The sequence below is a fragment of the Kitasatospora sp. NPDC090091 genome, from assembly GCF_044747365.1.
GTDB lineage: Bacteria > Actinomycetota > Actinomycetes > Streptomycetales > Streptomycetaceae > Kitasatospora.
Map to the genome: position 1 here is coordinate 1 of NZ_JBIVDY010000030.1, position 25090 is coordinate 25090.

Below are 25090 nucleotides of genomic sequence, written 5' to 3' on the forward strand. Positions count from 1 at the left end.
CACGACACCGCGCCGCCCTCGAAGCGGCCGTGTACCCGACGAGGAAGAGGAAGGCGGCCTGAATGGCTGGCGAGACGATCATCACCCTGGTGGGGAACCTGGTCGACGACCCGGAACTGCGATTCACCCCCTCCGGCGTCGCGGTCGCGAAGTTCCGCATCGCATCGACCCCGAAGACCTACGACCGGACGACCGGGGAGTGGAAGGACGGCGACAGCCTGTTCCTGCCCTGCGAGGTGTGGCGGCAGCCGGCCGAGAACGTCGCCGAGACGCTCCAACGCGGCATGCGCGTCATCGTCCAGGGCCGGCTGCGCCAGCGCTCCTACGAGACGAAGGACGGTGAGAAGCGCACCGTGTTCGAGCTCGACGTGGAGGAGATCGGGCCGAGCCTGCGCTTCGTGTCCGCGACGGTGACGAAGAACCCGCCGTCCGGCCGGCGGTCCTCGGGCGGCTGGGGCGCCAACGCGGCCGGCTCCGGTGGCGGGCGCGCGGCCCCCGCGGGATCCGGCGGGGCCGGCGGGTGGGGCGGCGGCCAGGATGGCCAGGACAGCAGTGGTGGCTGGCCGGCGGGCCAGGACGGCGGCTCCACCGAGGAACCGCCCTTCTGACCAGGTGACACACGAGCGGGCAGGGGCCCGGCGCAGACCAGCGCCGGGCCCTTCGTCATGCCCCCACCCAATCTCTATTGCAGTGCAATAGAGATTGGCGTACGGTGGTGCCCACTCCGAGAGAGCAGCACCACTGCTCGACGGAATCGCCGCTGGAACGCGCGCGCCACACACACCACGGAGACCCGCCATGACCGAGACCACCGCCCACGACGCTGACACCTGCATGGGCATCTGCTGTGGCACCTGCGCCCGCTGCGGCCAGCAGTTCGACGCCGCCGACACCCGCTACGACGGCTACGCCCGCCACCAGCTGAGCGACTTCTGCTGCGGGTGTGTGGACCGGTGCCACGAGAGCGAAGACGCTGACCACCGTTGCGTCATCTGCACCGACTAGGGCCCCGATGAGCACGCTGCCCTGCACCACCCGCCTCGACGTCTACGACGCCCTCCTCGACGCCGAACTCGACACCCAGGCATACAAGGCCGCGCACGACCAAGCGGCCCAACTGTGCGGCGCCTGCCCCCGGCCGTGCATCGAGAAGGTCACCGCCACCAGCGCGCCCCGGACGGTGCAGGACTTCGACGACACCGAGTGGATTCCGGCGCCGGCACCGGCCGTCCTGCTACCCCTCAACACCGTCCGCCGTTCCCGGGTCTACTGGCCGCCCACCGGCCGGGACTACGTCCAGCCCGACCGCCGGCCCACCGCGTGGGCGCGCATGGCCGCCGAGCTCGCCGACGACGGCCGCACCCTGCCCGACATCGCCGCAGCCCTCTGCGTCGACGAAGCCACCGCCACCGCGCTCATCGAGTCCGCCCGCCACGCCTCCAAGGACGCCGCATGACCATCGAACTCCCCGACCAGCCCCGCCGCTTCCGTGTCCACAAGCCCCCGGCCGAGCCCCAGGACTGCACCCTCCACCCCGACGGCCGGATGAGCAGGGAACTCTGCGGCCAGACCCTGTGGAGCATGCTCTCGTTCGACGCCATGCTCGACATGAACTGGGCGGACGCCGAGATCGAGTGGGACCCGGCGCCGGCCGAGGACACCGCGCCCGTCCCGGCCTCCGAGGCGGACACGCCGCTCGCCCTCTTCGACGCCGCCGGTGGTGCCCGGTGACCGCCACCCCGTCGTCGGCCGACCTCGTCGAGCGCGTTGCCGCGGCCATCGTCGACGACGCCATGCGACCCCACGACCAGCGGAAGGGCCTCGTCCACGCCCCGGGCTGCGAGAAGCCCAAGATCCACCACCACGCGGCAAGGACCGTCACCGAGGTCCGCGCCTGGCGCAAGGCCGACGGCTGGCGCCAGCGCCCCGGCGGCCGGGACATCTGTCCCGGCTGCTGGACCGCCGGCCACCGCTGACACCTCGCCGCCCGACCGCCGCCCGACCGCCGCCCGGCACCGCGGGCGGCGCCCACCCCGAGGAGACCACCCAATGAACGACCTGACCGCCGCACTTACCGCCTGGGAGCAGGCCTCGGCCCACGCCGCCGGCAGTCACGGCACTCTCAGCCACGAGATCACCGTCCAGGACCTCGCCACCGGTCACACCGCCACGTACCCGATCACCCCCGCCCAGGCTGCAGACCTGGCCCGCCGCCTCACCGCCGCCGAGGAGACCACCCGATGAACCCGGTCCGTGTACAGCGCCGCCGCACCCGCGGCTGGCGCGCCCCCGACGGCGCCGTCTACGTCGGCCGCGGTAGCCGGTGGGGCAACCCCTGGCTCATCCACGACGACGGCCGCTTTTACACCGTCCAGCACGCCGTGGACGGCCGAACCGCAGGCTCCAGCCGATGGCTCCAGGACGCCCACTGGACCGCCGCCAACGTGTACCGCACCCACCTGCAGACCGACCCGGAACTCGCCGCGCAGGCCCGGGCTCTGCTCGCTGGCCGCGACCTCATGTGCTGGTGCGCCCTCGACCTCGACTGCCACGCCGACGTCCTGCTCGAACTCGCCAACCAGACCGCCGAGAAGACCACCCGATGAGTGCCGAGCGCCGCCACCGCTGCCCGCCCTGCTGCCACCGGTGCCCCGACCTCGACGACGAGATCATGCCCGGCTGCATGGGCACCGCCGCCAACCTCGGCGCCGAACACGGAGCCCTCACCTGGTGCACCTGCCGCGCCAGCCTCCCCAGTGACGCCAACCCCGCCGCTCTGATCGAACTCCTCACCACCCGAGTCGACGACCTCACCCGCCGCATCACCGAACTGGAGGCCAACCGATGAGCACCCAGCCCACCGCCCTGCTCGACCTGGACGTGGTCGAGACGCGCCACCACCAGATCGCCGACCCGGCCGCCTGCGGCACCTGCTGGCGCCTCGCCCTCGCCGGCCAACCGACCGAACACCCCGCGTGCGCCCGCCGCGCCGTCCTCCTGCCCGCCCCCGACGCGCCCGACTACGAAGACCTCGCCGACCTCACCGACGAGCAGAAGGCCGCGCTCCCCGCCCGCTTCCACACCCCGGTCTGGGAGGGCAACGCCGTCCCGCACTCGTGGGTCTGCGCGGTCTGCTGGGGTGACGGCTGGGTCACCCGGTGGCCTTGCGCGGCGGCCGTCCGGCACGGCGACGAGGTGTTCACCCCGGAGCACCAGGCCACCCGAGCCCGCGAAGACGTGCCCGCCCTGCTCGCCCGGGTCCGGGAACTGGAGGCTGCCCTGGCCCGTGCCACCCGCAGCTCCTACTCGGGCCGGCACGTCTGGGAAGCCTGGGCCGAAGAAGGCGACCGCACCCTCTGCACCACCGAAGCCGACGCCCGTGCCGCCGCCATCCAGATCTGGTCCGAAGCCGAGTACGACGGCAGCGACCACCCCGACGGCTTCATCCCGAGCTGGCACGAGACCAAGTGGGGCCTCGAACTCCTCGACGACGGCGAGCACACCAGCGTGTTCATCGCCCGCCAGGACGTGTTCGGCACCCACCCCGACGAGAACGCCCCCAGCGGCCCCACGCGGCCCGAGGCGCCCACGCTCACCGGCTGGGCCGCCGACATGGCCGAGGCCGGCCTGGAGCCGTACGACGGCACGCTCACCCTCGACGCCGACGACAAGCCCTTCCTGCGCGTCCACCTCGCCTTCGCCGCCGACGCCACCGACCAGGACCGCCAGGGCTTCACCACCCAGCTCGGCCACCTGATCCTCGGCAGGCTGTGAGAGGCCCCCAGCAGCCCGCCTGACAGCCCGGCAGCCCCGGGCCGCACCACGCGCCCACCCCGACCACGGAAGGCGCCACACACCCCGCCACAGCCCCGCGCCGGACCGGTCCAACACCAGAACGCGCGCGCCACACACCACGGAGACCACCATGGAACCCGCCGAGTTCGCCCGTCGCCAGATCGACGCCGCCCAGCGCGACCTCGTCCAGGAGACAGCCCGCCTGGCCGAAGTCGCCGCCCAGGTGCATGCCGAAGCCCAGAGCGGACGACGAGTGGAGGGCGACCTGGAGCGTCTGATCCAGTACACCGTCTCCGCTCTGCGCCGATCCGCTCAACTGCACGGCATGCAGGACACCGCCAGCTACACGACCGACTCCGTCGCCGGGGGCGCTCGGTGACCGCCACCCCGCCGCCGGCCAGCCTCGCCGAGCGCATCGATGCCGCGATCCGGCCCTCCATGCTCATCGGCCTCCAGGACGCCGAGCTGTACGACGAGCCCGGCCGGGAGCGCATCGGCGAGTGGGCCGACTCCATCACCGCCTGGGTGCTGGCCGTCGTGCAGCCCGAGCTGGACCGCATCCCGATCCTGGAGGACCGGGTGTCGAGGCTGACCACAGTGCTGGACAGCGCCGACGACGTGCCCGCCAGGATCGCCCGGCAGGCCCTTGTGGAGGAAGACCGGCTCACCGCCGAGCTGGCCGCCCGCGACGCCGAGAACGTTCGGCTCCGCGCCGCATGGCAGTCCGCCCGCCACCGCGCCAACCACAACCACCTCGCCGGCCGGCGCTTCCCCGGCGGCGCTGTCCGCGAAGCCCTCGTCCACGCCGGCTACATCACTCGCCGCGACACCGTCACCGATGCCGTCCGCAAGATCAACGACGCGCCCCGCACCTGGTACGTGCGCTGGCTCGTCCACAACCTCCGGCGTCTCGGCAGCGCGCACACCCACACCATCGCCCAGGCCAAGCGGCAGACCCGCCGCGCCGAGGCCGCCGAGGCCGAGAACGCACGGCTCCGCACCGAGCTGGCCGACGCCCGAGCGACCGGCATGCGGGACGCCGCCGCGATGCTCCGCCGCCACTGCCCCAAGCACGACGCCCTCTCCGGTCGGGCCAGCACCGCCTTCATGACCTGCCACTGCCCCGGCGCCGACGCGATCGACCACGACGCCGACAACCTCGCCGCCCGCACCCCGACCAGCTGACCCCTGCCGCCCGACCGCCGCCCGTCACCGCGGGAGGCCAACCCCGAAGGCCCGCCCATGTGGACCGAGTACGCCGACTGCCCGACCTGTGACCGTCCCGTTGCCGTCTACACCCCCCGCCACGGCGACGGAACGATCCGCCTCACCCACTGGCACAAGCGCGACGACGACCAAGGCGGACGCCGGTGGTGCCGCGCCGAGCTGGACATCGGCGATCACGACATCCGTAATACGCGCCGTCCCTGATCGCCCGGCGGCCTGCCGCCACCCGGCGGCAGGCCCACCTCCTGACCGCCTCCCAACCGAGGAGCACCCGTGCCCGACCGTCACGAGCAGCGCATGTACCTCAACGACGTACTGGCCCGAGCTGAGGAGCGCACCGCCGCGCGCCTGGCCACCGCAGCCGACCAGCCCGCCGACCTGCTCACAGCCGCAGCCCGGCGACTCCGCGAAGCCGCCACCCACGCCATCCACGACGGCCGCACCACCTGGAAGCTCGGCAACACCCTCCGCAGCAAGAGCCCCGTCGTCGTCGACGACACCACCTCCCCGACCGTCCTCATCGAAACGTGGGCCCAACGACTCGAAGCCGTCAACGACTACCTGACCCTCGTGCACCCGGCCGTCGGCCTCGCCCTCGCCGACTGGCTGGCCAACGAGGCCGCCTACCAGCTCCACCTCGCCGAGACCGGCCACGACGGCGCCGAGGACTCCGAGTACGCCCTCCGCGTGGCCCGCGCAGTGCTCGGCCAGGACGGCGGCCAGCAGTGATCCGCCCCCTCACCGAGTTCGAGGCTGCCGTCTTCCGCTACCGCACGCAGGGCCTCAAGAACTACGAGATCGACCACGCCCTCGGCCGGAACATCACCGAGCGAACCGTGCACAACGCCGTTCTCCGCGCCATCCGCGCGCTCGGCGCCCGCACCCTCGACCAGGCCATCCAGATCCACAACCAGCCGCCGGGCGCTGCCGGGTGACGCACGCCCTGCTCGGCGCTGCCGGTCTCCTCGCGCTGGCCGGCAGCGCCCTCACCACCCTCGCCCTCTGCCACGGCACACGCTGCGGCGACCAGCAGGCCGGGCCCGAACCGGCCGACCCCGTACGCGAGGCCGCCGAGACCAGCGGCCTCATCCCACGCCCCGGAGGCACCCTGTGACCGACCAGCCGCTCATCAGCCCGCCAATCATCGCGAACGACCGCGGCTTCTACACCTACGGCGGCCGCCCCATCCCCACCGACTACGGGCACACCATCACCGTCCGCGAGTCCTCCGCCGCCAGCGGGCCCCACGTCTGGCTGGCCATCGACGGGCAGAACGCCAGCGCCGACACCAACCCTCACCTGAGCCTCGCCCAAGCCATCGCCCTCCGCGAAGCACTCGGGCAGTTCATCGACGGCGTTCCGGACCGCTGGGTGAACGGCGCCCAGAAGCTCGCCGAAGCAACCCAGGCTGCCCTCGGCACCGCCACCCCCGAGGAGCCGCAGCCGTGACGACCGCGCCCAACCCCGACGACATCGGCATCACCACCTCCACCGACGGCTCCGTCGTCACCCTCTGGGCCCGCTACAGCTGCACGCTCCACTGCACCTTCGTGCTGGCGGAGCCCAGCCCCCCGGCCGACTGGTGGTTCGCCCTGCCGCCCACCGCGGAGCCCCAGCCGTGACCCGCCCGCCCAGCACCCCGAACGCCGAACCCGGCGACCCCCTCAACGAACGCGAACTCCAGGTACTCCGGCTCACCGCCAACGGCCACACCACCGCCTACATCGCCCACACCCTCGGCATCTCCCGCGGCACCGTCACCAACATCCGCACCACCACCCACCGCAAGCTCGGCGCCCGCGACACCGCCCACTCCATCGGCCTCGCCATCATCACCCGCCAACTCCACCCCCGAGAGATCGCCACCGTCCACCCGCTCACCACCAGGAACGCCGCGTGACCCGCCACTACGAGACCCAGCTCAAACAGCAACTCGCTGCCGCCGAACGAGAGCTCGCCCAGTGGCGCCAGCAAGGCCGCCGCGCCGACCGCTACCGGGCCGCCTGGCAGTCCGCCCGACGCCGAGCCGAGGCCTACGGCGAAGGCATCCTCCGGCTCTGCGACGACCGCGACACGGTGTACGGCTGGCTGTGCGAGGCCGAGGCCACCGCCTGGGCCCTCCGCGCCGAACACAACGGCGCCACATCTCCCGCGGTGCTCGTTCCCGTCGACGGGCCGGAGGCCGCTGCCGCCGCCGTCGCAGCTGTGACCGCTGCCGTCGCCCGCGCCGAGCAGGCCGAGGCGGAGCGCGACGGCGCCTACCGCGAGCGCGCGCACCTGACCGCGTGGCTGGCCGCCATTCACCCCGCCGTCATCACCGTGGCTCCCGACATCGACGAGCCCGGCTGGCAGCTCCTCTTCATCATCGTCGGCGGCCGGCAGATGTCCTGGCACATCCACCCCCGCGATGCCGACCTGTACGTCCACGTCGAGCGCGTCCCCGTCGATGACCCGCGCGCCCAGTGGGACGGCCACACCACCGACCAGAAGTACGAGGCGATCCGAGGACTCACGGCCCGTGCCATGCCGGCCCCGGTCGGGACGACGCCGGCCAGTTGCCCGGCCTGTCTGTGGCCCGTGCACCACGGCATCACCTGCAAGGAGAACCTCGCCGTCCTCCGCTCCGCCGACGCCACCGACACGACCAGCTCGCCCGGGGCCACGCCGCACTGGACCGACCCCATCCGCGCGGTCGCGCCGTTCCTCCTCACCGGCGGCCAGCGTCGCACCTGGAAGCAGGTCGCCGAGCTGAACGCCCAGGCTCGGGCCGATCGGGCTCGTGCCGATCGGGCTGCCGCCGACCGGATTCGCTGGACCCTGCACGGCCGAGGTTGACCCCCGGCACCACGAAGGGGCGCCCCCACCCACCACGGCCAGGGACGCCCCCATCAACACGATCGAGGAGAGCACGACATGTCTGGGATGTTCGCCGCCGTCTTCATCGCCCTATTCGCTGCGCACCAGGTCGGTGACCACTGGGTCCAGACCGGCTGCCAGGCCGCCACGAAGGGCCTGCCCGGCCGGCCCGGGCGTTGGGCCTGCACCAAGCACGTCGCCACCCTGACTGCCACCAAAGCCGTTCTGCTTGCCCTGGCCGCCGCGGTCCTCGACCTGCACCTCACCGCGGCCGGCCTGGCCATAGGACTCGGCGTCGACGCGGCCAGCCACTGGTGGGCCGACCGCCGGACTACGCTCGCCGCCCTCGCCCGCGCCGTCGACAAGACCGAGTTCTACGACCTCGGCACCCCGGCCCACCCCAACCACCCGGTCACCGCCGACGGCAGCTACGCACCGACCCTGGGCACGGGCGCATACAGCCTCGACCAGTCGTTCCACATCCTCTGGCTCTTCACGGCCGCGCTCATCATCACCGCCGTCTGACCCGCCGCGTCGGCGACTGCGAGCCGATCAGGCGGTGCCCGAAGCCGGGGGTGCAGCGACGATCCGCGTGCCGCCGCCCGGGCGGGACACGCCTTCGAGGACCTTGTTCCAGTCCGTGTCCTTCAGCCAGGTCTTGGTGCCCAGCAGGTGGGCGGTCCAGTTGACGAGAGCAGGCCAGGTGCGGCAGCGGTGGACCTCGAGGCTGTAGGCGCCTGCCTCGATGTCGTCGTCGCAGCCACCGTGGTTGTGGGTGACCCGCCACCGCACTAGCTGGGGACGTTCGAGGAGTTGCTTGGGGGTGTACCACCCTCCGTCAGACTCGGTCGCGTGGCGTTCCTTCCATTCACGCAGGGCGGTTCGGCGGTCGGTGAGGTCGGAGTTCTTCACCCAGATGTCGCCTTGGCCATCGGCGATGTCCTTGCCGCACGTGTCACAGATCATCAAGAGGTCATGAGTGGGTGCGCTGTTCATGCGCCCCATGCTGGTGGATTCGGGTAGGCCGCGCGGGCGCATTGGACGGATCCCCCGGCGTTCTGATAGGTCAGCCGGCCTGGGCGCGGATCTTCTCCGCGGTGTCCCGCGCGGTGGTGTTGCCCGCGTAGCGGGGCTGTTCGAGCATCCCGGCGAGGCGATCCATTCGCTTCACGATCCAGGAGATGCGCAGGTCTTCGGGCAGGTCGAGGACCGGAGCGACCGCGGCGGTGGCGCCCTCGGCATCGTCGAGCTGGAGGCGGGCGGTGGCCAGATACACGTGGGCGAGGTGCTCGTCGTCCAGCGACCGCTCGCCCGGGCCCTGGTCCTGCCACAGCCGGATCGCGGTTTCGGCCTCGCGTGCGGCGCGTGCGGCGTCGGGGCCTCCATCCAGCCAGATGAGGCTGCTGCCCGCGTAGTAGGCCTGCTTCGCGGTGGAGAAGGCGAAGAGGCCGCCGAGGGTGTCGTCGCCGGCGTGTTCCCGGGCGATCTCGGCGGCGTCCAGGGCCGCGTTCGCACCCGCCGCGTCACCGAGGTTCGCGAGGCACTGGGCCTGCCCGCACAGCAGCCGCGCCAGCCCCGTCCCCAACCCACCCCCGACACCGCCCCCGCGGGCGCCGCCGGTCCGGCCGGGGCCGGTCGCGGGGTGGGCGTACTGCAGGCCGTCCAGGATGAAGTCCAGCGCCGCATCGAAGTCGGAGCCGAACCGGGCGATCAACGACTGCGTACCCCGCACCCACACCCGCAGCTCATCGTCCCCCGCGAAGTCCGCGCACCGCCACGCCGCCCGCGCATGCTCACCCGCGATGTCCGCCCGCCCCAGATCCAGCGCAGCGTAGGCGAGGACCCCGGACAGGTGCCCCGCCGCCCGGTACAGGCGGGTGCGCTCCGTCGGCCGGTGGTGGCGGGTCCGCAGGCGGGCTGTGACGTCCTGGCGCAGGTGGTGGGCGTCGTGGAGCATCGGGCCGGGTGGGCAGGCGAGGTATGCCTCGGCGAGGCCGGCGACGTCCCGCTCGATCGTGTCGATCTCGAGGTCGGCCATGTCGGCGAGGACCCGGGAGGACGCGGCGGTCGCCGCGAGGAGCGCATTCAACCGGGCCGCGCCGGGGCTCGCGGCGGGCCGGGCGGTGTCGGTGCGCCACCGGTTGAGGAGCAGGCCGTCCGCGCCGAGCGCCCGGTCCGCGGCCCGGGCGAAGTCCTCCGCCGGCGGGCGCTTCCCGGTCTCGATGTTGTGGACGTGCCCGCGGGAGTAGTGCACCCGCTCGGCGAGGTCGGCCAGCGACCAGCCCTCCTCGACCCGCAGGGCCCGCAGCAGCCGCGGGAACGTCCAGTCGCCCATGTCGTCGAGTGTGCCCACCAGATCCCCCGCCCCGGGCTGCCGCGTGTATTCACCCACCCTAGGCGCCGCGGGTGAAGACACGTCCCTGCTTCCCGGCCTGACGGTCCGTCGGCACAGTGATCACCACCCCGGCCGGCGACACGAGAAGGAAGCCGTGGACACCACTCCCCGCACCGCACACCCCCGCACCACCACGGCAACCCACCACGCCACAGCGGCGGCCGCCCCGACAGCACCCGGGCCGGACACCGCAGCAGCAACCACCCCGACCGCCCGGCTCCGCCCGACACTGCGCTTACTCGCGCTCACCGGCACAGACCTCGACGACCTCCAGCAAGCTGCCCGCACCCTCCACACCCCCGCGCTGCGCCCGGCCGCCGGAGGCACCCGATGAGCCACCTCGGTGCGGGCCCGCGCCGGCGCGGCGGGGACGGTGGTTCACACGGGGGTCGCGGTTATCTCGTTCTTCGGCAGGCCGAGGCCACTGATCAGGGCGTTGATGTCGTTCGGGTCGCTGGTGAGGATCACGACAGGGCGGGTCTGCCGGGCCGCGACCGTGACGACGATGGCATCGATCGTGCATCGGCCGTCGAGGCCGGCCAGCCTCAGGAGCTTGCCAGCCTCGCGGCTGATTTCCGCGGTCACCGGCACCACCTCGCCGGACGCGCTGACAGTCCGGTTGATGTTCGCGTCCCGGGCGTCCCCACGCACGACCTCCGCCAGGGTCACCGCCGCCAGGACAATCCGGTAGCCCTGCCGCAAGCCCTTGGCGACGATCGCTCGCACGTCGCCGTTGCCCTCGGCGAGCTTCGACAGGCCCTCGCTGTCCAGCACGATCGTGCCGCTCGCAGCGGCTACTCGGCGTTGCCGGGCCACAGTTCCTCCGCCTTCGCGATCGACGCCTCCGGGATCGGGCCGTGCTCGTCTTCCAGCACATCCAGCAGGTCCTGCATGCGATCCCGTTCCAGCTGGAGGCGTACCGCGGCCGCCACGTACTCGGCCGAGTCCGCGCCGGCGCGCTCCTCCAGTTCCTCGGCCAGGTCCTCCGGCAGCACCCCACGGAGGGATCCGGCGGCCTTCGCCCCGGCCGGTGCGGCTGCCGTACGGGAGTCGCGCCCGGCGCCGACGATGTGGTTCTCCTCCAAGTACTGCGCGAGCAGGGCGTCGGTCTTAGCAATCGACGCCTCCAGGCCGGTCAGCGCCTCCGTGCCTGCAGGGATGGGGACTACGGGGATCCGGGGAACGGCCACCTGCGGTCCCTGCGGTCCCTGCGGCTCCCCAGCCTCGGCGCCGAGGTTCCGGCGCGCCCGCTCCCGGGCCCGACGCGCCGACCTCGGAGCCTGTCCGTGCCAGCCAACGTCGCCGGTGACGAATACACCTCTCAAGGACCCCTTGACCGCAAGGTCATCGGGCACGACAAGGCCAGGGATCACACCAATCCCCGAGGAAGCCAGGGTGAGTCCGGCGGCTTCCTCGGGGCGTCTGGCCAACTGGGTGAGCTCAGACCACAGGGACCTGATCCGTTCCGGGTCGGCCGGCGTCGCCAACCGCGGCCGGGCGATCTCCGCGTCGGTGTACGCCATCAACGCCTTCACCGCTCGCTTGATGAGCGGCAGCAGATCAACCGGGGCCTCCGCATACAGCTCCCGCAACGCCGCGCTGGCGTTCCGGAACTCCTCCACTACACCAGCCTCGGACGGCTGCCCGCCCGGTTCCGGCGCCGCGTCCTCGGCGGCATGCGACGTCTCGGCGTACTCCGACTGCGCAACCATGCCCCGATGCTACGCCCCACGCCCGGCCGGGCCGGCCCGTTCTCTTGCGTTCCCCGACGTGTGTGAGCGCCGCCCCTCGGCCGGGGCCGCCGTGCTCTGGCCGTGCAGCCCGGACGTCAGGGGCTCAGCACAGTGCGAGGCCCATGGCGATCGTCGGCCCCATCGACTTCTTCAGCCCGTACCCGAGCTGCGGGTCCTCCGCCCACAGCCGGCCCGGCTGCGGATAGACGGCCTGAGCCGGCCCGTTCAGCGCATACTCGACCCCATCCGTCTCGAACGTCACCACGTTGATGCCACGGCAGCGGAGAATGCCGCCGGTCACGGTGAACGGCCACGGCGAGACGTCGACAGCGGTGATCGTCCGACTGCGGTACTGCACGGCGGCCGGCTTGGACTCCTTGTCGTCGTTCGAGGAGCTGAGGACCGCGATGAACACGATCACCGCGAGGATCGCGATCGTCGCAATCCACTCGCGACGGCGCCTGATAGCCCGCTCCTCGGGCGTCCCGCCGAAGAACGAGGTGGTGGTGGTCTTGTCGGTCTCGGCCACGTGGCGCCCCCTCAAGTAGGGCGCCAGGCTAGAGCCTTCGCGATCACCACCGCCACAGGTTCCACACAATCGGGGCAAGCCGGCCCCGGCCCGGCCGGCCACCGCGGTGCGCACTCGTCAGAGGGCCTGCCGCTGGCGCTGCTCGTTGTTCCGCCACAGGGCGAGCATGTGCGGGCTGGTCGGCGCCGGAACGCGGCCTGGGCAGACGTCCCAGTGGCAGACCCGGCAGCGGTCGGTCGGGTTCGCACGGCCGATGTTCAGCGCGGTGTTGTGCTGGTCGATGTGCCAGCGGGTCCCCTCGGGCACCAGGTACGTCGGATGCGCAACGGGTTCGAGGAGGACCCACTTCTTCGAGCGGGTCATGAACCACTGGGCGGCGGCTCCGCACTGGCCGCACGTGGTCGTTGCCGTGGCGGCAGGCTGGACCGTGGTCGTGGCGTGCGGCGCACGGGCGTCCTCAACGCCAGTGTCTTCTGGGCCTGCCATGCCGGCGAAGACCTCCAGGATGGACACCGGCTCCCGGCTCGGGTCGGGCTCCGGTTCCGGGGCTATCAGGCACGGGCGGCACAGGACGGCCCGCTCGTAACCGTTCCAGCGAGCGCCCGGGCGGTTGCAGCGCTTGCAGTTGGTCGGCTCGTTGTCCAAGCCGTACCGCAGGCCACCCTCGGGCCAGCAGTCGTCGCAGATGACCATGTACGGGTCGTTGTTGCGCGGACGGGCAGTCCCGCGGGATCCGCACTCGTCGCATCGGGGTTCGGCCACCACAGCACCTCCGGCCGGGACGGGCGCCGGCCTGCCGCCGAACTTGAGTCCGCCCCGATGCACACCGAACGTACTCAGCAGACCGACACCCGAAGAACCGGAATCGTTTCACGCAACGTTTCACGATCTTCAACCCCAGTAGGCCAGCCGGGCTGGCCTACTGAAACGCCGTCCGACGAAGCTGAAGAAGAGATGCTTGCGAACGGAGTCGATCACGTTCTCGACGCCGCCCCGCTGCGCCCCGGCGGTGCCCGGCCCGAGGCGCCGGGTTCTTCAGTTCCGGGTCATGTCGACGAAGCGGCTGTAGTGTCCTTGGAAGGCCACTGTGATCGTGGCGGTGGGGCCGCCTCGGTGTTTGGCGACGATCAGGTCAGCTTCGCCAGCGCGCGGGGACTCCTTCTCGTAGGCGTCCTCGCGGTGCAGCAGGATCACGATGTCCGCGTCCTGTTCGAGGGAACCGGACTCGCGAAGGTCGGAGACCATCGGGCGTTTGTCGGTGCGCTGCTCGGGGCCCCGGTTCAGCTGGGACAGCCCGATGACTGGCACCTTGAGCTGCTTGGCGAGGAGCTTGAGGTTGCGAGAGATCTCCGAGACTTCCTGCTGCCGGTTCTCGGGGTTGCGGGTGCCGGACTTCATGAGCTGGATGTAGTCGATGACGATCAGCCCGATGTCGTGCTGCTGCTTGAGACGGCGGGACTTGGCCGCCACGTCCATGACGGTCAGGTTCTCGCTGTCGTCGATGAACAACGGCGCGCTGGCGTAGTCGTCGTAGTAGCGGGCGAAGCGGGACCAGTCGTCGTCCGTCATGTCGCCGGACTGCATGTGGTGGTGGGGGATGCGGGCGTGGGCCGACATGATCCGCTCCTCGATCTCCTCCCGGCCCATCTCCAGCGAGAACAGCGCGGACGGGATCTTGTGCTCGATCGAGCAGGAGCGGGCGAAGTCCACGGCCAGGGTCGACTTACCCATCGCCGGCCGTGCGGCGATGATGACGAACTGGCCGGGCCGCAGCCCCTTCGTGAGTGTGTCCAGGTCGAGGAAGCCGGTGGGGATGCCCTGCAGCCCGCCCTTGGCGTTCTTTCGGGCCTCGATGCGGTCGGCCAGCGTGTCGGCCGTCGCACTGAGGGGGCGGACTTCGGTCGAGCGCTCGGGGCCGAGCACGCCGAACAGCTCCGACTGGGCGGCGTCGACGACCTCGCGGACGTCTCCTTCGCCCGAGAAGCCCATGTTGGCGATGCGGACGCCGGACTGGCTCAGGCGGCGGAAGACGGCGCGCTCGTGGACGATGCCGGCGTAGTACTCGGCGCTGGCGGCGACCGCGTGGTTGGCGCAGTCGTGGAGGTAGCCGGGACCGCCGGCCCGGGCCAGTTCGCCGCGGCGGGTGAGCTCTCCCGCGACCGTGATGGCGTCGGCCGGCTCGCCCTTCGCGTACAGGGCCAGGATCGCGTTGTGGATGAGCTCGTGGGCGGGCCGGTAGTAGTCCTCGGGCCGGAGCACGCCGATGACGTCTCCGATGGCGTCCTTGGAGATGAGCATCCCGCCGATGGTGGCCTGCTCGGCCGCCATGTCGTGTGGCGGAACGCGCTCGATGCTCCCGGCTCCTACCGCAGAGTCGTTGCGAGGACCCCGGCGGCCTCGCCCCGGCAGCGCATCCGGGTCCAGCTCGTCGTCGTAGGGCTCCTCGTCGGCGTAGGTGGCCGCGTGCTGGTGCGGAATGGGCACGATGGGATTCCGTCCTGGGGGTCAGTTCGCGCGGCGAACGCGGGAAGGGTGGCAGTCCGGGCAGGGGATGACCTTGTCGCTCTCCAGGTCCGGGTCCGCGATCGTTCGCATGATCAGGCTCATCGGCTGGACGCCGTCGTTGCACTTGCCGCACCAGTCCGGCAGCCACGGCTTGCGCTGCGCCCCGGCGGCGCGGTCCGGCGGTCCGTCCCCGGCGTCGACGGCGAGTACGGCCTCGCGCAGCTCGAGGTTCTTGATCCTGAACTCCAGCACCGTGGCGTGGCTCCGAGGTGCCGCTTTGCCTTCCTCGGTGCGGGTGAGCCACAGCCTCAGCGCCGCATCCAGCTTCCAGCCGGTGTCCTCGAGCGCGCGGACGAGCTCGGTGGCCAGGCCGCGGACTTTCAGCCGGCCAACTGCCCACTTGCCGGGAAGCCGCATCAGGAAGTCGACCGCGGCCTGCAGCTGCTTCGGATCCACGTCGGCAGTCAGAGGTGCCTCGCCGCTGGGGGCTGCTGCGGATCCGCCCCCAGCAGCCGCGCTGCGCCGCTTCGGAGGGGAGGGGGAGGAGGTAGTTCCTACCTCCTCCGGGGGGTGTGGGGGGTTTCCGGCATTGCCGGAAGTAGAGCTGACCTGCGGAAACGTCGAGCTTCCGGCAATGCCGGATCCGGCAATGCCGGAAGTAGAGCCGACCTGCGGAAACGATTGGTTTGTCCTGCTTCCGGCAGTGCCGGAAGTGGCAATGCCGGATCCTGCATTGCCGGAACCAGAGCTGACCTGCAGAGATTCGAGGGGCGGGGCCCAATCGGGGTTCCAGGCAGGGTTCTCGTAGTACTGGTACGACACGGGGCCGGCCCGGCGCCGGTCGGCCGACCGAGTTGGGATGCGGCGGACGTAGCCCTTGGCGATGAGCCGCGCGAAGGATTCGTAGACCGCGTTCTTGCCGATCAGGCCGGACCCATTCCCACTGGGAACCCCGAGCTCCTTCAACCGCTCCCACACCGTGATCGGTGTGACCACCAAGGGGTCCTCGTCGGGCAGCCGGCGGGCCTGCTCCTGCAGCATGAAGGCCAGCTGCACGACCACCTGCAGGTCGAGGTTGAAGACCGCGGTCGGGCCGAACTGCATGTGGTGGTGGACCTGGATGCCACTGACCGGGCCATGAGCCGTGATGGAGCCCCGCTCCTCCACGGGCCGCGCACTCACGAGGTACCACCGTCAACCAAAAGTGACGCATTGCGCAATGCCTTGGGCGTTCCCGCCGGGCTGGCTAGTCTTGCCATCGAGCACCTGTTCCTTGCTGGGTGGGTTGCTTCGATCAGCGAGCTGGAACTCGCTGTGTTGCATGGACGGTCGGTCGGGTCTCCATCCCAGCCGACCGTTCGCGCGTTTGGGGAGGCTACTGCCTCGGCCCCCGTCTCAAGCCTGCGCGCGAGGGACAGCCTTTCGCGTTCCAGGTGCGTAGGTGTCTTCCCAGACCTCGATCGGTTGGCCGTCGTCGGTGTGGAAGGTCACGTTGCTCACCAGGACGGGTACCGCCATGTCGGGTGGCACGTCGGCGAGGTTGAATGCTGCCAGCTCGTCGTTCGAAGCAGGCCGGGCGTGGAAGAGCTCGTTGGCGGGCGTGATCGACTCGCCCGTTCGCTCCGTGTACAGGAGTTGCCAGAACTTCGGCAGCTCCGTTCCTTCCACCAGCTCAGGAACGATCGCGAGAGCCCGGGGGTGAATGCAGTTGACGCCGATCGCCTTGGGCTGTCCATCCTGACTGAAGAGTCGAACGCGAAGCACGATCTCGCTGTCCAGTTCGATCCCCAACTGGTCCGCGATGTACGGGTCGTTGCAGGAGCGCAGCGAGGGGCGAATGAGTTCCACCTTGGTCTCTCCGTCTTGGTACGGCTTGCCGGTGCGAATCAGCTGCTCAATGCGCGCAACCCCGGTCACCACAACTGGTGGCGGGTCGGCGACCACTGTTCCCACGCGGGGGCGCGCAATCGTGAGGCCCGCCCGGCGCAGCTCGGCCATGGCCGCAGCGGCCGTCGTGTTGCTCACGTTCCATATGGTCTGCACTTCCCGGACGGTGGGGAGCTTCGCGCCGGGCTGCAGCTCGCCGCTGTCGATCTTTCGTCGGTAGTGGTTGGCGATCTCCTCGTACCCGGGCCCTCGGGGCCTATCGGTGCTCATGGTGGGTCGTCCTTCCCGGGGGCTGAATGGCATGGCGGGTCTTCCTGGAGACATCAGCCTAGACATTGTTCCGGAACATTGACAAGCGTCGGGCTCGAATGTCATCGTCTTCCCATCGCCAGCCGGACGGGATGCGACCCCGACCGGAGGGCTACTGCACCACCGCCATGCCAGAAATGGCGCTGCGGGCTCAGGGATGCGACCCCTGGCCCGCAGCTGGGCGGGCAACCTCAAGTCACTGAGGAGCACACCGTGAGCATCATCCTGCCCTATACCGCGCAGCATCCCGCCACGACCCCCGAACGCAGCCAGCCGTTCGACAACTTCGCGCCGACGACCAACCTCGGGTTCGTGCCGGAGACCAGCACCCTCCCGAACGACATCGCCCGCCACCAGGAGATGGCCCGCCTGCTGGCCGACCCGGCCACGGTGCTCCTGAACGCCTTCGCCGACTGGGTGACCGCGGTCAGCGCCGAGGAGTCCGACGACGTCGAGGCCGTCACGATGGTGCAGGCGATGGACCTGCGCTACGGCGGCACCGCCGCCGAGGGCCTGACCCGCCGCGCCACCCTCCTCCTCGCGCAGCTCCTCCGCCAGGACACCGAGCTGCGTACCGAGCGCGGTATCCCGTCGGCGCCGGCCTGGGCGGGGGTGGCCCAGTGAGCGACACCACCCAGACCGCGCCCCCGGCGCAGCCGGCCCCGGAGCCGGTGCAGATGCCGGGCCACGAGGTCTACCGCCACGTCGAGCAGCTCGCGGCGATGGTCGCCGCTCAGCCGGCCTCGTCCGGCCAGGCGCAGCAGGGTGGTGCGCGATGATCGGCGTGTTGCGTAGCTACCTCGGCGGTGGCACGACCAAGCCCTCGCCCACCCCCGCGCCCGGCGCCGGCAACGGCGGGAAGGGTGGTGTCCGGTGAGCGACCACAACATCAACGGCGGCTACGGCAACAAGCCGATCCCGACCCCGCCCCCGCAGCCCCAGGGCTGCGCTGTCCGCACCGTTGAGGTGCATCCGATGGTGCAGGACGCGTTCGACGCGGTCCGTGCCCTCCGGTCCCTGGCTGCCGGTTCGCCGCAGGACGCGGCGCAGCTGCTGCTTGGGCTGGTGGGGGACGGTACGGGTGGTAGGTCGGTGGCGGACGAGCTGGCCCGGGTGGTGGTGCGGGTGGCCGAGCAGGCCGCGGCGCAGCTGGACCCGGCGGCCGGTAACGACGTCGTGTACGCAGCGCGGCTCGCCGAGATCGCGCTCACGGACATCGCCGGCGAGCACATGGCCCCCGCGATCACCGAGCTCGAAGACACCGCCCCGACGCCCGCCCGGCCCGTCGTAGCCGCGGGGCAGGGCCGGCTGCTGGTGGGTGCGCGATGAGCGCCCGTCGCATGCTCGCCGCCGGTGTGATCCGTCGCCAGGAGGGCCGCACCACCGTCCTGGTGGTCACCTCGGCCGGCGTGTCCGGCCGTATCACCACTCCCCGCGGCGCGGCCGCGGTCGACCCGGACGGCGAGCGTGCCCCGCGGCCCGCCGACGAGGACCTGCCCACCGCCGCCTGACCCCCCTCATTGCCGCCCCGGGCCGGGGCCCAGCGCCCCGGCCCGTCCTGGCCGAACCACGGAAGGACCTGCCATGAAGAAGCCGCTGTCGAAGAAGCTCGCCGCCGCCATCGCCCGCGAGAACCGGGCCGAGGACGCCGGGATGCACGCCGACGACCGGACCACCTGCTACCCGCACCAGGACTGGGCCGAGAACTGCGAGGGCAGGCACGTCCGGCCCACCGCCGAGAGCCTGCTTGCCGAGCACAACGAGATCGAGCGCCGCCGCAACCGCACCTGATCGGCCCCGCCGCGCGCTGCCGCCCGACCACACCTCCGCCCCGGGCCGGGGCCCAGTGCTCCGGCCCCTTTGGGGGGCCCCTGTGGGACTCATCGATCTGCTGTGCACGCTCTTGCGGCCGAACCGGCCCACCCGCCCCACGCACCCGTCACCGACACCTGTACCGACATGAACCGAGAGGACCCCGCTATGACCACCACCGCCACCACCGAGGCCGCCTGGCCCGCCGACACCGTCGCCCGCTTCCTCACCCTCGGCGGCGCCGCCGTCAACCTGCGCACCCACACCTTCGAGACCCACTACACGACGAGGGGGGTGCTGTGCAGCGGGGGCGCGATGCGGACCGTGGCGGGCTTCCTCGTGGAGTGCGAGGGCTGCGGTACCCGCCTCAGCCACCGAAACGCCCGCACTGACGGGGAGCCGTACCTGCCGAACGAGGAGGCCGAGGCCATCAAGGACGCCAACGACCATGCCGCCGTGTGCCGGGCCATGCCCCGTTCCACCCTCACCGCTGCCCCGGAGAAGAGCACCATCGACAGCGCGGTCGACAAGCTGGTCGCCCGGTACGGCGAGGACATCGCCTTCCTCGCCGGCGGCCACAGCGGCCCCGTCCCGATCCCCGCCGAGGGCCTGACCCTCGCGACGTTCGCTGACCTCGTGCAGGACGCCGCCGACCACCTCGAGTCCTACCCCTCGGTGGGTCTGGGCAGCGAAGCCGATGACCTCGCCGAGGCCGCCTCCCGACTGCGCGCCGCCCTGGACGCCCAGGCCGACCACCAGGACGCCCTGCTGACCCTGGCGGCGAAGCTCCTGCCGGCCGCCACCGACGCCGCCCAGGAGCTGCGCCTCGCGGGCTGACTGTCCGCCCGGGTAGGGGCGGGGGCCGCCGTCGTGCCGCGCACCCGCCCCACCCAATCCATGTCATGCCCACTACAGATCTTGGAAGGAGGACCCGGTGACCACCACCGCCGACCCGGCCACGACCCTCAACGGCGTCTACACCGACTCCTACGCCGAAGCCTTCGCCCGGGCCCAGGTCACCGAAGCCCACGCCGAGCAGCTCCGCCAGCAGAACCTCGTCGACCAACGCACCGCCGACATCACCCTCCAGCTCGAAGAGGCCAAGGCCAAGGCCGAGATCGCCGCCCTCAACGCCAAGGCCGCCGCCGAGAACCACAAGGCCGACCAGGCCCGCCTCAAGCGCCAGGCCGACGCCGACGCCGAACAGGCCGCCGCCCACCGCCGCGCCCAGTCCGCCACCCAGTGGCGCCGCTCCGCCCTCGGCTTCGCGATCTCCTGCGCCGTCGTCGCCCTCCCCGTCCAGATGCACGCCTTCTGGAACCCCGCCCAGCTGTGGCTGCTCGCCACCCCGGTGATGCTCGAAGGCGGTGCCTGGGTCGTCAACCGCGGCGCCGCCGCCGCCGTCGACGACCACCGCCCCCACTGGCACTACCGGCTGATCTCCTGGCTCCTCGCCCTCGTCGCCGCCGGCATCAACCTCGCTCACGGCCTGGAGACCTTCGGCGTCGCCACCGCCCTCGCGACCGCGTTCGCCTCCCTCGCCGGCCCCGGCGTCTGGGACCTTCACGAACACGGCCGCATCCGCGCCCGCGACGGCAAGCCCTCCCGCGCGCAGCGCCGCGCCGAACGGGTTGCCGCGAAGAAGCAGGCCGAGCGGGACGCCGCCCGCGCCAAGGCCGACGCCGACCGCAAGCACGCCGAGACCCTGGCGCAGCAGGCCCTCGAAGGCGAGTACCAGAAGGTGCATCCCGAGGTGTATGCGCGGGCGGTGCAGCTGCGTGCGGCGCTGTCGCAGCGGGTCATCACGCAGCGGGTGTGGGAGCGGGCCTGGTACGACGTCACCGGTTCCTCGCTGGGTGACACGGCGGAGTCGATCGGGGCCCGGGTGGCGGCGGTGGCGCGTGCGAAGGCCGCCGCCCTCGACCCGGACGGGCAGCCCGCCGACGGCGCCGAAGTGGCCAAGAACCTGCAGGTCGTTCCGCAAATGCCCCCCGGCGGTGCGAAGGCAGACAAGGCCCCCGGGCAGGGCCCCGGGCGCGGCAACCCGCACGGCCCGCCGGTACGCGGCCGGCGCACCGCGGGCGACACCCCCGAGTACGCCGACGGCGCGCGCAAGCAGATGGCACTCGCCGCGAAGCAGACCCCGAACGCGCGCCCGCAGGCCACCGCCCGCATCACCAAGCGGTCCGGCCGCAAGTAGCCCCGCCGGGGCCCGGCCCCGCAGCCGACACCCACCACTCGCAGATGAAGGAGACCCCCGTGAACGCCCTCGTCCACACCCTCGGACTGCTCCTCGCCGCGCTCGCCGCGACCGCCCTCATGGCCGCGCCGATTGCCACCGCCCCGGTCCGCGTCGAACGCTCCCGCACCGCGACGGCCGGCCTCGACCGGACCCGGCCGCCCCGACGGTGACCCGGATCCCGGCGACTCCGAACGGCCGCCAGCCCACCCCCGGCACCGGGGGTCTGGCGGCCGACGAAGGCGCCCGGCGCCGACACCCAGCCCACACCCCGCCGGCCACCCGGACCAACCGGGCGGACCACCGCAACACCAGAAGAGGAGCCACCCCCATGACCGACCAGCAGCCCTACGCCTACGAGCTCACCGCCACCAACGCCCATGAGGCGCTGAACATCCTCGACGCCGTCCGGAAGCTCGTCGAGGCCCGCGTCGCCTTCATCAGCCCGGACGAGGTGCTTCCCAAGGCCGACACGAAGCGGGCCGTCCCGATCAGCCTGCGGATCGGCCTCGACGAGTTCGCCGCCGTCCAGGCCGCCCACGACATCGCCACCCTCAACGCCATCGCCCACACCCCCCACCCCGACCAGGACTGACCCAACCCGCCCGACCCATCCACTCCCCGGAGCGACCCCGATGAACGACCAGTCCGTCTACAACGACCCGGCCTACGACATCTCGTCCGTGCCGTCCTGGAAGACCCCGCCGCTGCACGGCGCCTACGCCCCGAACGCCAAGCTCTCCCCCCGCGCGAAGGCCGGCATCGGCGCCGGCGCCGTCGTCCTCGCCGCCACCGGCATGTTCGCCTGGTCCACCTGGTCCTCCGCACAGGCCGACGCCGAGGTGAAGAAGGCCCAGATCGCCCTCGACTCCGCCCGCCTGGACCTCGAGCGGCAGAAGCAGCAGGCCGCCCAGCAGGCCGAGCTCGTCAAGACCGCCAGCCAGGAGACCGAGGCGCAGCGGGCCCGCCGGGAGGCGGTGCAGGCGTGCGTGGCGAAGGCCGGCGGTGGCTTCAACGCGATCGAGGACTGCGGGAAGGCCTATCCGCAGGTGGAGGTGCCGGGGATGGTCAACACCTCCCGGTCGGTGGGCGCAGCCGGCGGTGACGACGGCGCGCCGGTGCCCGGGGCGGGTGTGGTGGTGCTCGGCGGAGCCGGGGTGCTGCTCGTGGCCGGTTGGGCGAAGAAGCGGTTCAGCCACCCAAAGGTGTAACAGTCCGTTACTTCCTCACTCCCTCCTCCCTCCCTGCCGTGAACCGATTCGCCTCCTCACTCTGCCAATAGGGCAGGTCAGGGCGTTTTCGGGGGGTGGGGAGGAGGGGGGAGGGAGACATCGAGAGCAAGGAGGCCGAGATGGCGACACCGACAGTAACGACTGCTCCGAACCTGCCCGCCCCGCCGCCGCCCGCCCAGGACCGCGCGCCCGCGGTCGAGACGCCGAGCGCGCCGTCGTCGGGCGGCCTCGCGCAGCTTCTCGCGCCCGTCCAGCCGGCCCGGCCCGCGACCGTACTCGGCAGCACCACGTCGCTGCAGCCCGCCCCCGGCGAGGACAGCTCGGACGGCAAGGGCGGCGACACGGCGCCCGGCCGGGGCGGTGCCGCCTCCGGGAGCCAGGCGGGCGGTCAGGAGGGCGCGGTGTCGGCTCTGGTCCGCGCCATCGCCGCGCGGCTCGGCCGCACCGGCACGACGAAGAGCATCAAACGCAATCACGACGTGAAGGAGACCCGGGTCTCCGGGAACTCGACGAACACCACCAACACCAACACGAGCAAGGCCGACCAGGTCTCCAAGAACGAGAACACCCGGCAGGACCGCTCCCAGCGCGACGCCAAGACCGCCGACCTGAACAACAAGACCAGCCAGCAGCAGGGCAAGGACAGCCGGGACGTCAAGAAGAACGACTCCACCGACGCCAAGACCGCTGCCACCAACACCAAGGCCTCGAAGCACGACCGCTCCTCGAAGGCCGATACCTCCTCGCGCGACAACAACGACCGCCGGGCGAGCACGGACGCGAAGACCGCCGACACCAAGGCGTCGAAGACCGATGCCTCGTCGAAGAACGACACCTCCCACGCGTCCAAGACCAGCAAGGACGGCAAGGACCACCGCGACACCAAGGACTCCACGGCGTCCGACACGAAGTCCTCCGACACCCACAGCCGCAAGGACGACAGCAGCCGCCGGTCCGGCACGGACGCGAAGACCCTGAAGCCCGATAAGGCCCCGGCCGGCGGCAGCCAGGGAGACGGTGACAAGCCCGCGCCGGGCCCGAAGCCGGACAGCACCGGCACCAAGCCCACCGATTCGAAGCCGGACAACACTGCGGCCGCCGGCGGCCCGACGAAGCTCAAGCCCCCCACCAAGGGCCCGGGCGCCAAAGCCCCCGGCCCGGCACCCGCACCCCGCACCCCGGGCGCGGCCCCGCCGGACAGCGCGAAGGGCCTGGGCAGCAAGTTCAAGCCGCACGTCGGGCCCGGCGCCCAGACCCCGCCGGGCGGCCCGGTCCCCCCAGCACCGGCCAAGCCCGCAGACAAGACCCCGCCCGGGTCCGCACCCGACACGACCGGCAAGACCCCGGCACCCGCAACAGCGCCGGACAAGAAGACCACCGCACCCGCCACCGCGCCCGGCGCGACCGCCGCCGGGAAGCCGGCCGCCACAGCCGCCACAGGCCAGCAGGCAGAGAGGAAGCCGATGGACACCACCACCGCCCCCACGGCACCCGCCCCGGGTGCCCGGGCCGCGGGGACCGCCCCACTGACCCCGGTGAGCGGCTCGACCGCCGACCTCGCCACGAAGGCCGCCGGCGCAGCCACGGTCGCGGCGATCCGCCCGCGCACCGACCCCGCCCAGCCGGACACCGACCAGCACCAGCCCGCCGCCGCGGTGCCGCCCCGCCCGACCACCCCGCCCACCGCCGGCCAGCCCCACACCGCCACCGCCACCGCCACCACCGGCCCCGGGGCGCAGCCCGTCACCGGGATCTCGGTCGGTGAACGCGACATCACCTTCCAGGCGGACGGCGACACCCACACCCTGAGCCGCGGCGAAGTCCGCACCCTGCGCCAGTTCGAGCGCCGCATGGAAGCCAAGCGAGCACCGCTCCAGCAGATCGCCGAGGCCAGCAAGGACGGCCGGATCCACGCCACCGAGCTCGCCACCCGGGCCCAGAAGCTCGCCGAAGCCGCCCGCGAGGTCAAGGGCGGCACCGCCCTCGTGCGCGTCATCCTCCGCCTCGCCGAACAGGTTCAAGCGCTGCGCGTCGGGGCCGAGGAAGTCGAGCGCCAGGCGACCCGCGGCGCCGAGGCCGTCGGGGTGCTCGTCGCCAACGCGGACACCCGCCACGGCGGTATCTACCGGGCCGTCGGCGACAGCCCGCTCACCATCCCCGCCGAGCGGGAGTTCTACGACGACAAGCAGGGAGGCTGACCATGGCACTGACCTACCGTGAGCTGGTGCGCCAGACCCGGGCCCTGGGCCGGGACGTCCGCAGGGGCGCCGAGCAGCAGAAGAAGCGGGCCGCGGCGATCGCCGACGAGGCCAAGGACACCGGGCGCATCGCCGATCAGATCGCCGCCCTGCACGTCGACGCCGCGACCATCGCCGAGACCCGCGAGACCTCGAAGATCATGCAGGGCCTGTCCGAGGCCGCCCTCGCCCAGGCCACCGCCGCCGAGGAAGCCGCGCGCAGCGCGCAGGCCGCGGAGCAGCAGGCCGTCGCGACCCACGGCGGCATCCAGGAAGCCCGTGACAACGCCCGCGTCCCCATGGCCGCCCGCCAGTGGTACACCCAGGAGTAGAC

General features: G+C 72.0%; 42 protein-coding genes. 33 read left to right on the forward strand and 9 right to left on the reverse strand.

Annotated elements, in window-relative coordinates:
- Nucleotides 1-62 precede the first annotated feature (62 nt).
- The 20 genes from ACIPSC_RS34750 (at nt 63) to ACIPSC_RS34845 (ending at nt 8403) form a co-directional block, all read left to right on the forward strand.
- Nucleotides 63-608 (forward strand): single-stranded DNA-binding protein, encoded by a 546-nt coding sequence (locus tag ACIPSC_RS34750; protein ID WP_400832505.1) that lies wholly within the window; start codon nt 63-65, stop codon nt 606-608.
- 190 nt (nt 609-798) lie between these two features.
- Nucleotides 799-1005, forward strand: a complete 207-nt coding sequence (locus ACIPSC_RS34755; RefSeq protein ID WP_400832507.1) for a hypothetical protein — start codon at nt 799-801, stop codon at nt 1003-1005.
- Nucleotides 1006-1012: 7 nt separating this feature from the next.
- Nucleotides 1013-1456, forward strand: coding sequence for a hypothetical protein (locus tag ACIPSC_RS34760; protein WP_400832510.1), 444 nt, complete (start codon nt 1013-1015; stop codon nt 1454-1456).
- A complete protein-coding gene (locus ACIPSC_RS34765; RefSeq protein WP_400832513.1) occupies nt 1453-1731 on the forward strand; it encodes a hypothetical protein in 279 nt (92 codons plus the stop codon). Before ACIPSC_RS34760 ends, ACIPSC_RS34765 begins: the two co-directional genes overlap by 4 nt.
- Nucleotides 1728-1976, forward strand: coding sequence for a hypothetical protein (locus ACIPSC_RS34770; RefSeq protein ID WP_400832517.1), 249 nt, complete (start codon nt 1728-1730; stop codon nt 1974-1976). Before ACIPSC_RS34765 ends, ACIPSC_RS34770 begins: the two co-directional genes overlap by 4 nt.
- A gap of 73 nt (nt 1977-2049) precedes the next feature.
- The gene (locus ACIPSC_RS34775) at nt 2050-2244 is read left to right on the forward strand and encodes a hypothetical protein (RefSeq protein WP_400832520.1); all 195 of its coding nucleotides are present in this window, start codon (nt 2050-2052) and stop codon (nt 2242-2244) included.
- Entirely contained in the window at nt 2241-2606 is a 366-nt protein-coding gene (locus tag ACIPSC_RS34780) for a DUF4326 domain-containing protein (protein ID WP_400832523.1), read from the forward strand. Before ACIPSC_RS34775 ends, ACIPSC_RS34780 begins: the two co-directional genes overlap by 4 nt.
- Nucleotides 2603-2848 (forward strand): hypothetical protein, encoded by a 246-nt coding sequence (locus ACIPSC_RS34785; protein WP_400832528.1) that lies wholly within the window; start codon nt 2603-2605, stop codon nt 2846-2848. The genes ACIPSC_RS34780 and ACIPSC_RS34785 overlap by 4 nt, the downstream gene beginning before the upstream one ends.
- Nucleotides 2845-3774, forward strand: coding sequence for a hypothetical protein (locus tag ACIPSC_RS34790; RefSeq protein WP_400832531.1), 930 nt, complete (start codon nt 2845-2847; stop codon nt 3772-3774). The genes ACIPSC_RS34785 and ACIPSC_RS34790 overlap by 4 nt, the downstream gene beginning before the upstream one ends.
- A 151-nt stretch (nt 3775-3925) precedes the next feature.
- Nucleotides 3926-4174 (forward strand): hypothetical protein, encoded by a 249-nt coding sequence (locus ACIPSC_RS34795; RefSeq protein ID WP_400832533.1) that lies wholly within the window; start codon nt 3926-3928, stop codon nt 4172-4174.
- Nucleotides 4171-4980: a hypothetical protein gene (locus ACIPSC_RS34800; protein WP_400832536.1), complete on the forward strand. Its 810-nt coding sequence runs from the start codon at nt 4171-4173 to the stop codon at nt 4978-4980. The genes ACIPSC_RS34795 and ACIPSC_RS34800 overlap by 4 nt, the downstream gene beginning before the upstream one ends.
- Before the next feature lie 57 nt (nt 4981-5037).
- Nucleotides 5038-5226, forward strand: coding sequence for a hypothetical protein (locus ACIPSC_RS34805; RefSeq protein ID WP_400832539.1), 189 nt, complete (start codon nt 5038-5040; stop codon nt 5224-5226).
- A 69-nt stretch (nt 5227-5295) separates the two neighbouring features.
- On the forward strand, nt 5296-5751 hold the full coding sequence (locus tag ACIPSC_RS34810; RefSeq protein ID WP_400832542.1) for a hypothetical protein: 456 nt from the start codon (nt 5296-5298) through the stop codon (nt 5749-5751).
- A complete protein-coding gene (locus ACIPSC_RS34815) occupies nt 5748-5957 on the forward strand; it encodes a LuxR C-terminal-related transcriptional regulator (RefSeq protein WP_400832549.1) in 210 nt (69 codons plus the stop codon). Before ACIPSC_RS34810 ends, ACIPSC_RS34815 begins: the two co-directional genes overlap by 4 nt.
- A complete protein-coding gene (locus ACIPSC_RS34820) occupies nt 5954-6136 on the forward strand; it encodes a hypothetical protein (RefSeq protein WP_400832553.1) in 183 nt (60 codons plus the stop codon). Before ACIPSC_RS34815 ends, ACIPSC_RS34820 begins: the two co-directional genes overlap by 4 nt.
- Nucleotides 6133-6471: a hypothetical protein gene (locus ACIPSC_RS34825; RefSeq protein ID WP_400832556.1), complete on the forward strand. Its 339-nt coding sequence runs from the start codon at nt 6133-6135 to the stop codon at nt 6469-6471. Before ACIPSC_RS34820 ends, ACIPSC_RS34825 begins: the two co-directional genes overlap by 4 nt.
- Nucleotides 6468-6644: a hypothetical protein gene (locus tag ACIPSC_RS34830; RefSeq protein WP_400832559.1), complete on the forward strand. Its 177-nt coding sequence runs from the start codon at nt 6468-6470 to the stop codon at nt 6642-6644. Before ACIPSC_RS34825 ends, ACIPSC_RS34830 begins: the two co-directional genes overlap by 4 nt.
- Complete coding sequence (locus tag ACIPSC_RS34835; RefSeq protein WP_400832562.1) at nt 6641-6922, forward strand: LuxR C-terminal-related transcriptional regulator; 282 nt, start codon at nt 6641-6643, stop codon at nt 6920-6922. Before ACIPSC_RS34830 ends, ACIPSC_RS34835 begins: the two co-directional genes overlap by 4 nt.
- Complete coding sequence (locus ACIPSC_RS34840; RefSeq protein WP_400832568.1) at nt 6919-7857, forward strand: hypothetical protein; 939 nt, start codon at nt 6919-6921, stop codon at nt 7855-7857. Before ACIPSC_RS34835 ends, ACIPSC_RS34840 begins: the two co-directional genes overlap by 4 nt.
- 78 nt (nt 7858-7935) lie before the next feature.
- Complete coding sequence (locus tag ACIPSC_RS34845) at nt 7936-8403, forward strand: transcriptional regulator (RefSeq protein ID WP_400832571.1); 468 nt, start codon at nt 7936-7938, stop codon at nt 8401-8403.
- A 27-nt stretch (nt 8404-8430) separates the two neighbouring features.
- Here ACIPSC_RS34845 and ACIPSC_RS34850 read toward each other — a convergent pair whose 3' ends face one another.
- Nucleotides 8431-8874, reverse strand: a complete 444-nt coding sequence (locus ACIPSC_RS34850; RefSeq protein WP_400832572.1) for a hypothetical protein — start codon at nt 8872-8874, stop codon at nt 8431-8433.
- A 70-nt stretch (nt 8875-8944) separates the two neighbouring features.
- Entirely contained in the window at nt 8945-10213 is a 1269-nt protein-coding gene (locus ACIPSC_RS34855; RefSeq protein WP_400832575.1) for a helix-turn-helix domain-containing protein, read from the reverse strand.
- A gap of 154 nt (nt 10214-10367) precedes the next feature.
- On the opposite strand from ACIPSC_RS34855, the gene ACIPSC_RS34860 reads away from it, so the two are divergent.
- A complete protein-coding gene (locus ACIPSC_RS34860) occupies nt 10368-10607 on the forward strand; it encodes a hypothetical protein (protein ID WP_400832581.1) in 240 nt (79 codons plus the stop codon).
- A 44-nt stretch (nt 10608-10651) separates the two neighbouring features.
- Here the strand turns inward: ACIPSC_RS34860 and ACIPSC_RS34865 are convergent, their stop codons facing one another.
- The 7 genes from ACIPSC_RS34865 to ACIPSC_RS34895 all read right to left on the reverse strand — a co-directional run bounded on the left by ACIPSC_RS34865 (nt 10652) and on the right by ACIPSC_RS34895 (nt 17197).
- Nucleotides 10652-11047: a PIN domain-containing protein gene (locus tag ACIPSC_RS34865; RefSeq protein WP_400832589.1), complete on the reverse strand. Its 396-nt coding sequence runs from the start codon at nt 11045-11047 to the stop codon at nt 10652-10654.
- Nucleotides 11048-11067: 20 nt separating this feature from the next.
- Nucleotides 11068-11985: a hypothetical protein gene (locus ACIPSC_RS34870; RefSeq protein ID WP_400832595.1), complete on the reverse strand. Its 918-nt coding sequence runs from the start codon at nt 11983-11985 to the stop codon at nt 11068-11070.
- Between the two features lie 124 nt (nt 11986-12109).
- Nucleotides 12110-12535: a hypothetical protein gene (locus ACIPSC_RS34875; protein WP_400832599.1), complete on the reverse strand. Its 426-nt coding sequence runs from the start codon at nt 12533-12535 to the stop codon at nt 12110-12112.
- 117 nt (nt 12536-12652) lie between these two features.
- Nucleotides 12653-13297: a DUF6083 domain-containing protein gene (locus ACIPSC_RS34880; RefSeq protein ID WP_400832603.1), complete on the reverse strand. Its 645-nt coding sequence runs from the start codon at nt 13295-13297 to the stop codon at nt 12653-12655.
- 273 nt (nt 13298-13570) lie between these two features.
- The gene (gene dnaB, locus ACIPSC_RS34885; protein ID WP_400832605.1) at nt 13571-15019 is read right to left on the reverse strand and encodes a replicative DNA helicase; all 1449 of its coding nucleotides are present in this window, start codon (nt 15017-15019) and stop codon (nt 13571-13573) included.
- A gap of 21 nt (nt 15020-15040) precedes the next feature.
- Complete coding sequence (locus tag ACIPSC_RS34890; RefSeq protein ID WP_400832610.1) at nt 15041-16222, reverse strand: hypothetical protein; 1182 nt, start codon at nt 16220-16222, stop codon at nt 15041-15043.
- Between the two features lie 213 nt (nt 16223-16435).
- Nucleotides 16436-17197, reverse strand: coding sequence for a GntR family transcriptional regulator (locus ACIPSC_RS34895; RefSeq protein ID WP_400832614.1), 762 nt, complete (start codon nt 17195-17197; stop codon nt 16436-16438).
- Between the two features lie 252 nt (nt 17198-17449).
- Here ACIPSC_RS34895 and ACIPSC_RS34900 point away from each other — a divergent pair, with 252 nt between their 5' ends.
- From ACIPSC_RS34900 to ACIPSC_RS34955, 12 genes are all read left to right on the forward strand, one after another.
- The gene (locus ACIPSC_RS34900; protein ID WP_400832616.1) at nt 17450-17860 is read left to right on the forward strand and encodes a hypothetical protein; all 411 of its coding nucleotides are present in this window, start codon (nt 17450-17452) and stop codon (nt 17858-17860) included.
- Nucleotides 17857-18015, forward strand: a complete 159-nt coding sequence (locus tag ACIPSC_RS34905; protein WP_400832619.1) for a hypothetical protein — start codon at nt 17857-17859, stop codon at nt 18013-18015. Before ACIPSC_RS34900 ends, ACIPSC_RS34905 begins: the two co-directional genes overlap by 4 nt.
- A 94-nt stretch (nt 18016-18109) precedes the next feature.
- Nucleotides 18110-18565, forward strand: a complete 456-nt coding sequence (locus ACIPSC_RS34910) for a hypothetical protein (RefSeq protein ID WP_400832621.1) — start codon at nt 18110-18112, stop codon at nt 18563-18565.
- Nucleotides 18562-18747, forward strand: a complete 186-nt coding sequence (locus ACIPSC_RS34915) for a hypothetical protein (protein WP_400832625.1) — start codon at nt 18562-18564, stop codon at nt 18745-18747. The genes ACIPSC_RS34910 and ACIPSC_RS34915 overlap by 4 nt, the downstream gene beginning before the upstream one ends.
- Before the next feature lie 73 nt (nt 18748-18820).
- Entirely contained in the window at nt 18821-19027 is a 207-nt protein-coding gene (locus ACIPSC_RS34920; protein ID WP_400832628.1) for a hypothetical protein, read from the forward strand.
- Nucleotides 19028-19216: 189 nt separating this feature from the next.
- The gene (locus tag ACIPSC_RS34925; protein WP_400832632.1) at nt 19217-19885 is read left to right on the forward strand and encodes a hypothetical protein; all 669 of its coding nucleotides are present in this window, start codon (nt 19217-19219) and stop codon (nt 19883-19885) included.
- 97 nt (nt 19886-19982) lie between these two features.
- On the forward strand, nt 19983-21248 hold the full coding sequence (locus ACIPSC_RS34930; RefSeq protein WP_400832640.1) for a hypothetical protein: 1266 nt from the start codon (nt 19983-19985) through the stop codon (nt 21246-21248).
- Between the two features lie 44 nt (nt 21249-21292).
- Nucleotides 21293-21460: a hypothetical protein gene (locus tag ACIPSC_RS34935; RefSeq protein ID WP_400832645.1), complete on the forward strand. Its 168-nt coding sequence runs from the start codon at nt 21293-21295 to the stop codon at nt 21458-21460.
- Between the two features lie 158 nt (nt 21461-21618).
- Complete coding sequence (locus ACIPSC_RS34940) at nt 21619-21882, forward strand: hypothetical protein (protein ID WP_400832649.1); 264 nt, start codon at nt 21619-21621, stop codon at nt 21880-21882.
- A gap of 40 nt (nt 21883-21922) precedes the next feature.
- Complete coding sequence (locus ACIPSC_RS34945) at nt 21923-22498, forward strand: hypothetical protein (protein ID WP_400832655.1); 576 nt, start codon at nt 21923-21925, stop codon at nt 22496-22498.
- Between the two features lie 140 nt (nt 22499-22638).
- On the forward strand, nt 22639-24717 hold the full coding sequence (locus ACIPSC_RS34950) for a hypothetical protein (protein WP_400832662.1): 2079 nt from the start codon (nt 22639-22641) through the stop codon (nt 24715-24717).
- A 2-nt stretch (nt 24718-24719) separates the two neighbouring features.
- The gene (locus tag ACIPSC_RS34955; protein WP_400832668.1) at nt 24720-25088 is read left to right on the forward strand and encodes a hypothetical protein; all 369 of its coding nucleotides are present in this window, start codon (nt 24720-24722) and stop codon (nt 25086-25088) included.
- Nucleotides 25089-25090: the final 2 nt, after the last annotated feature.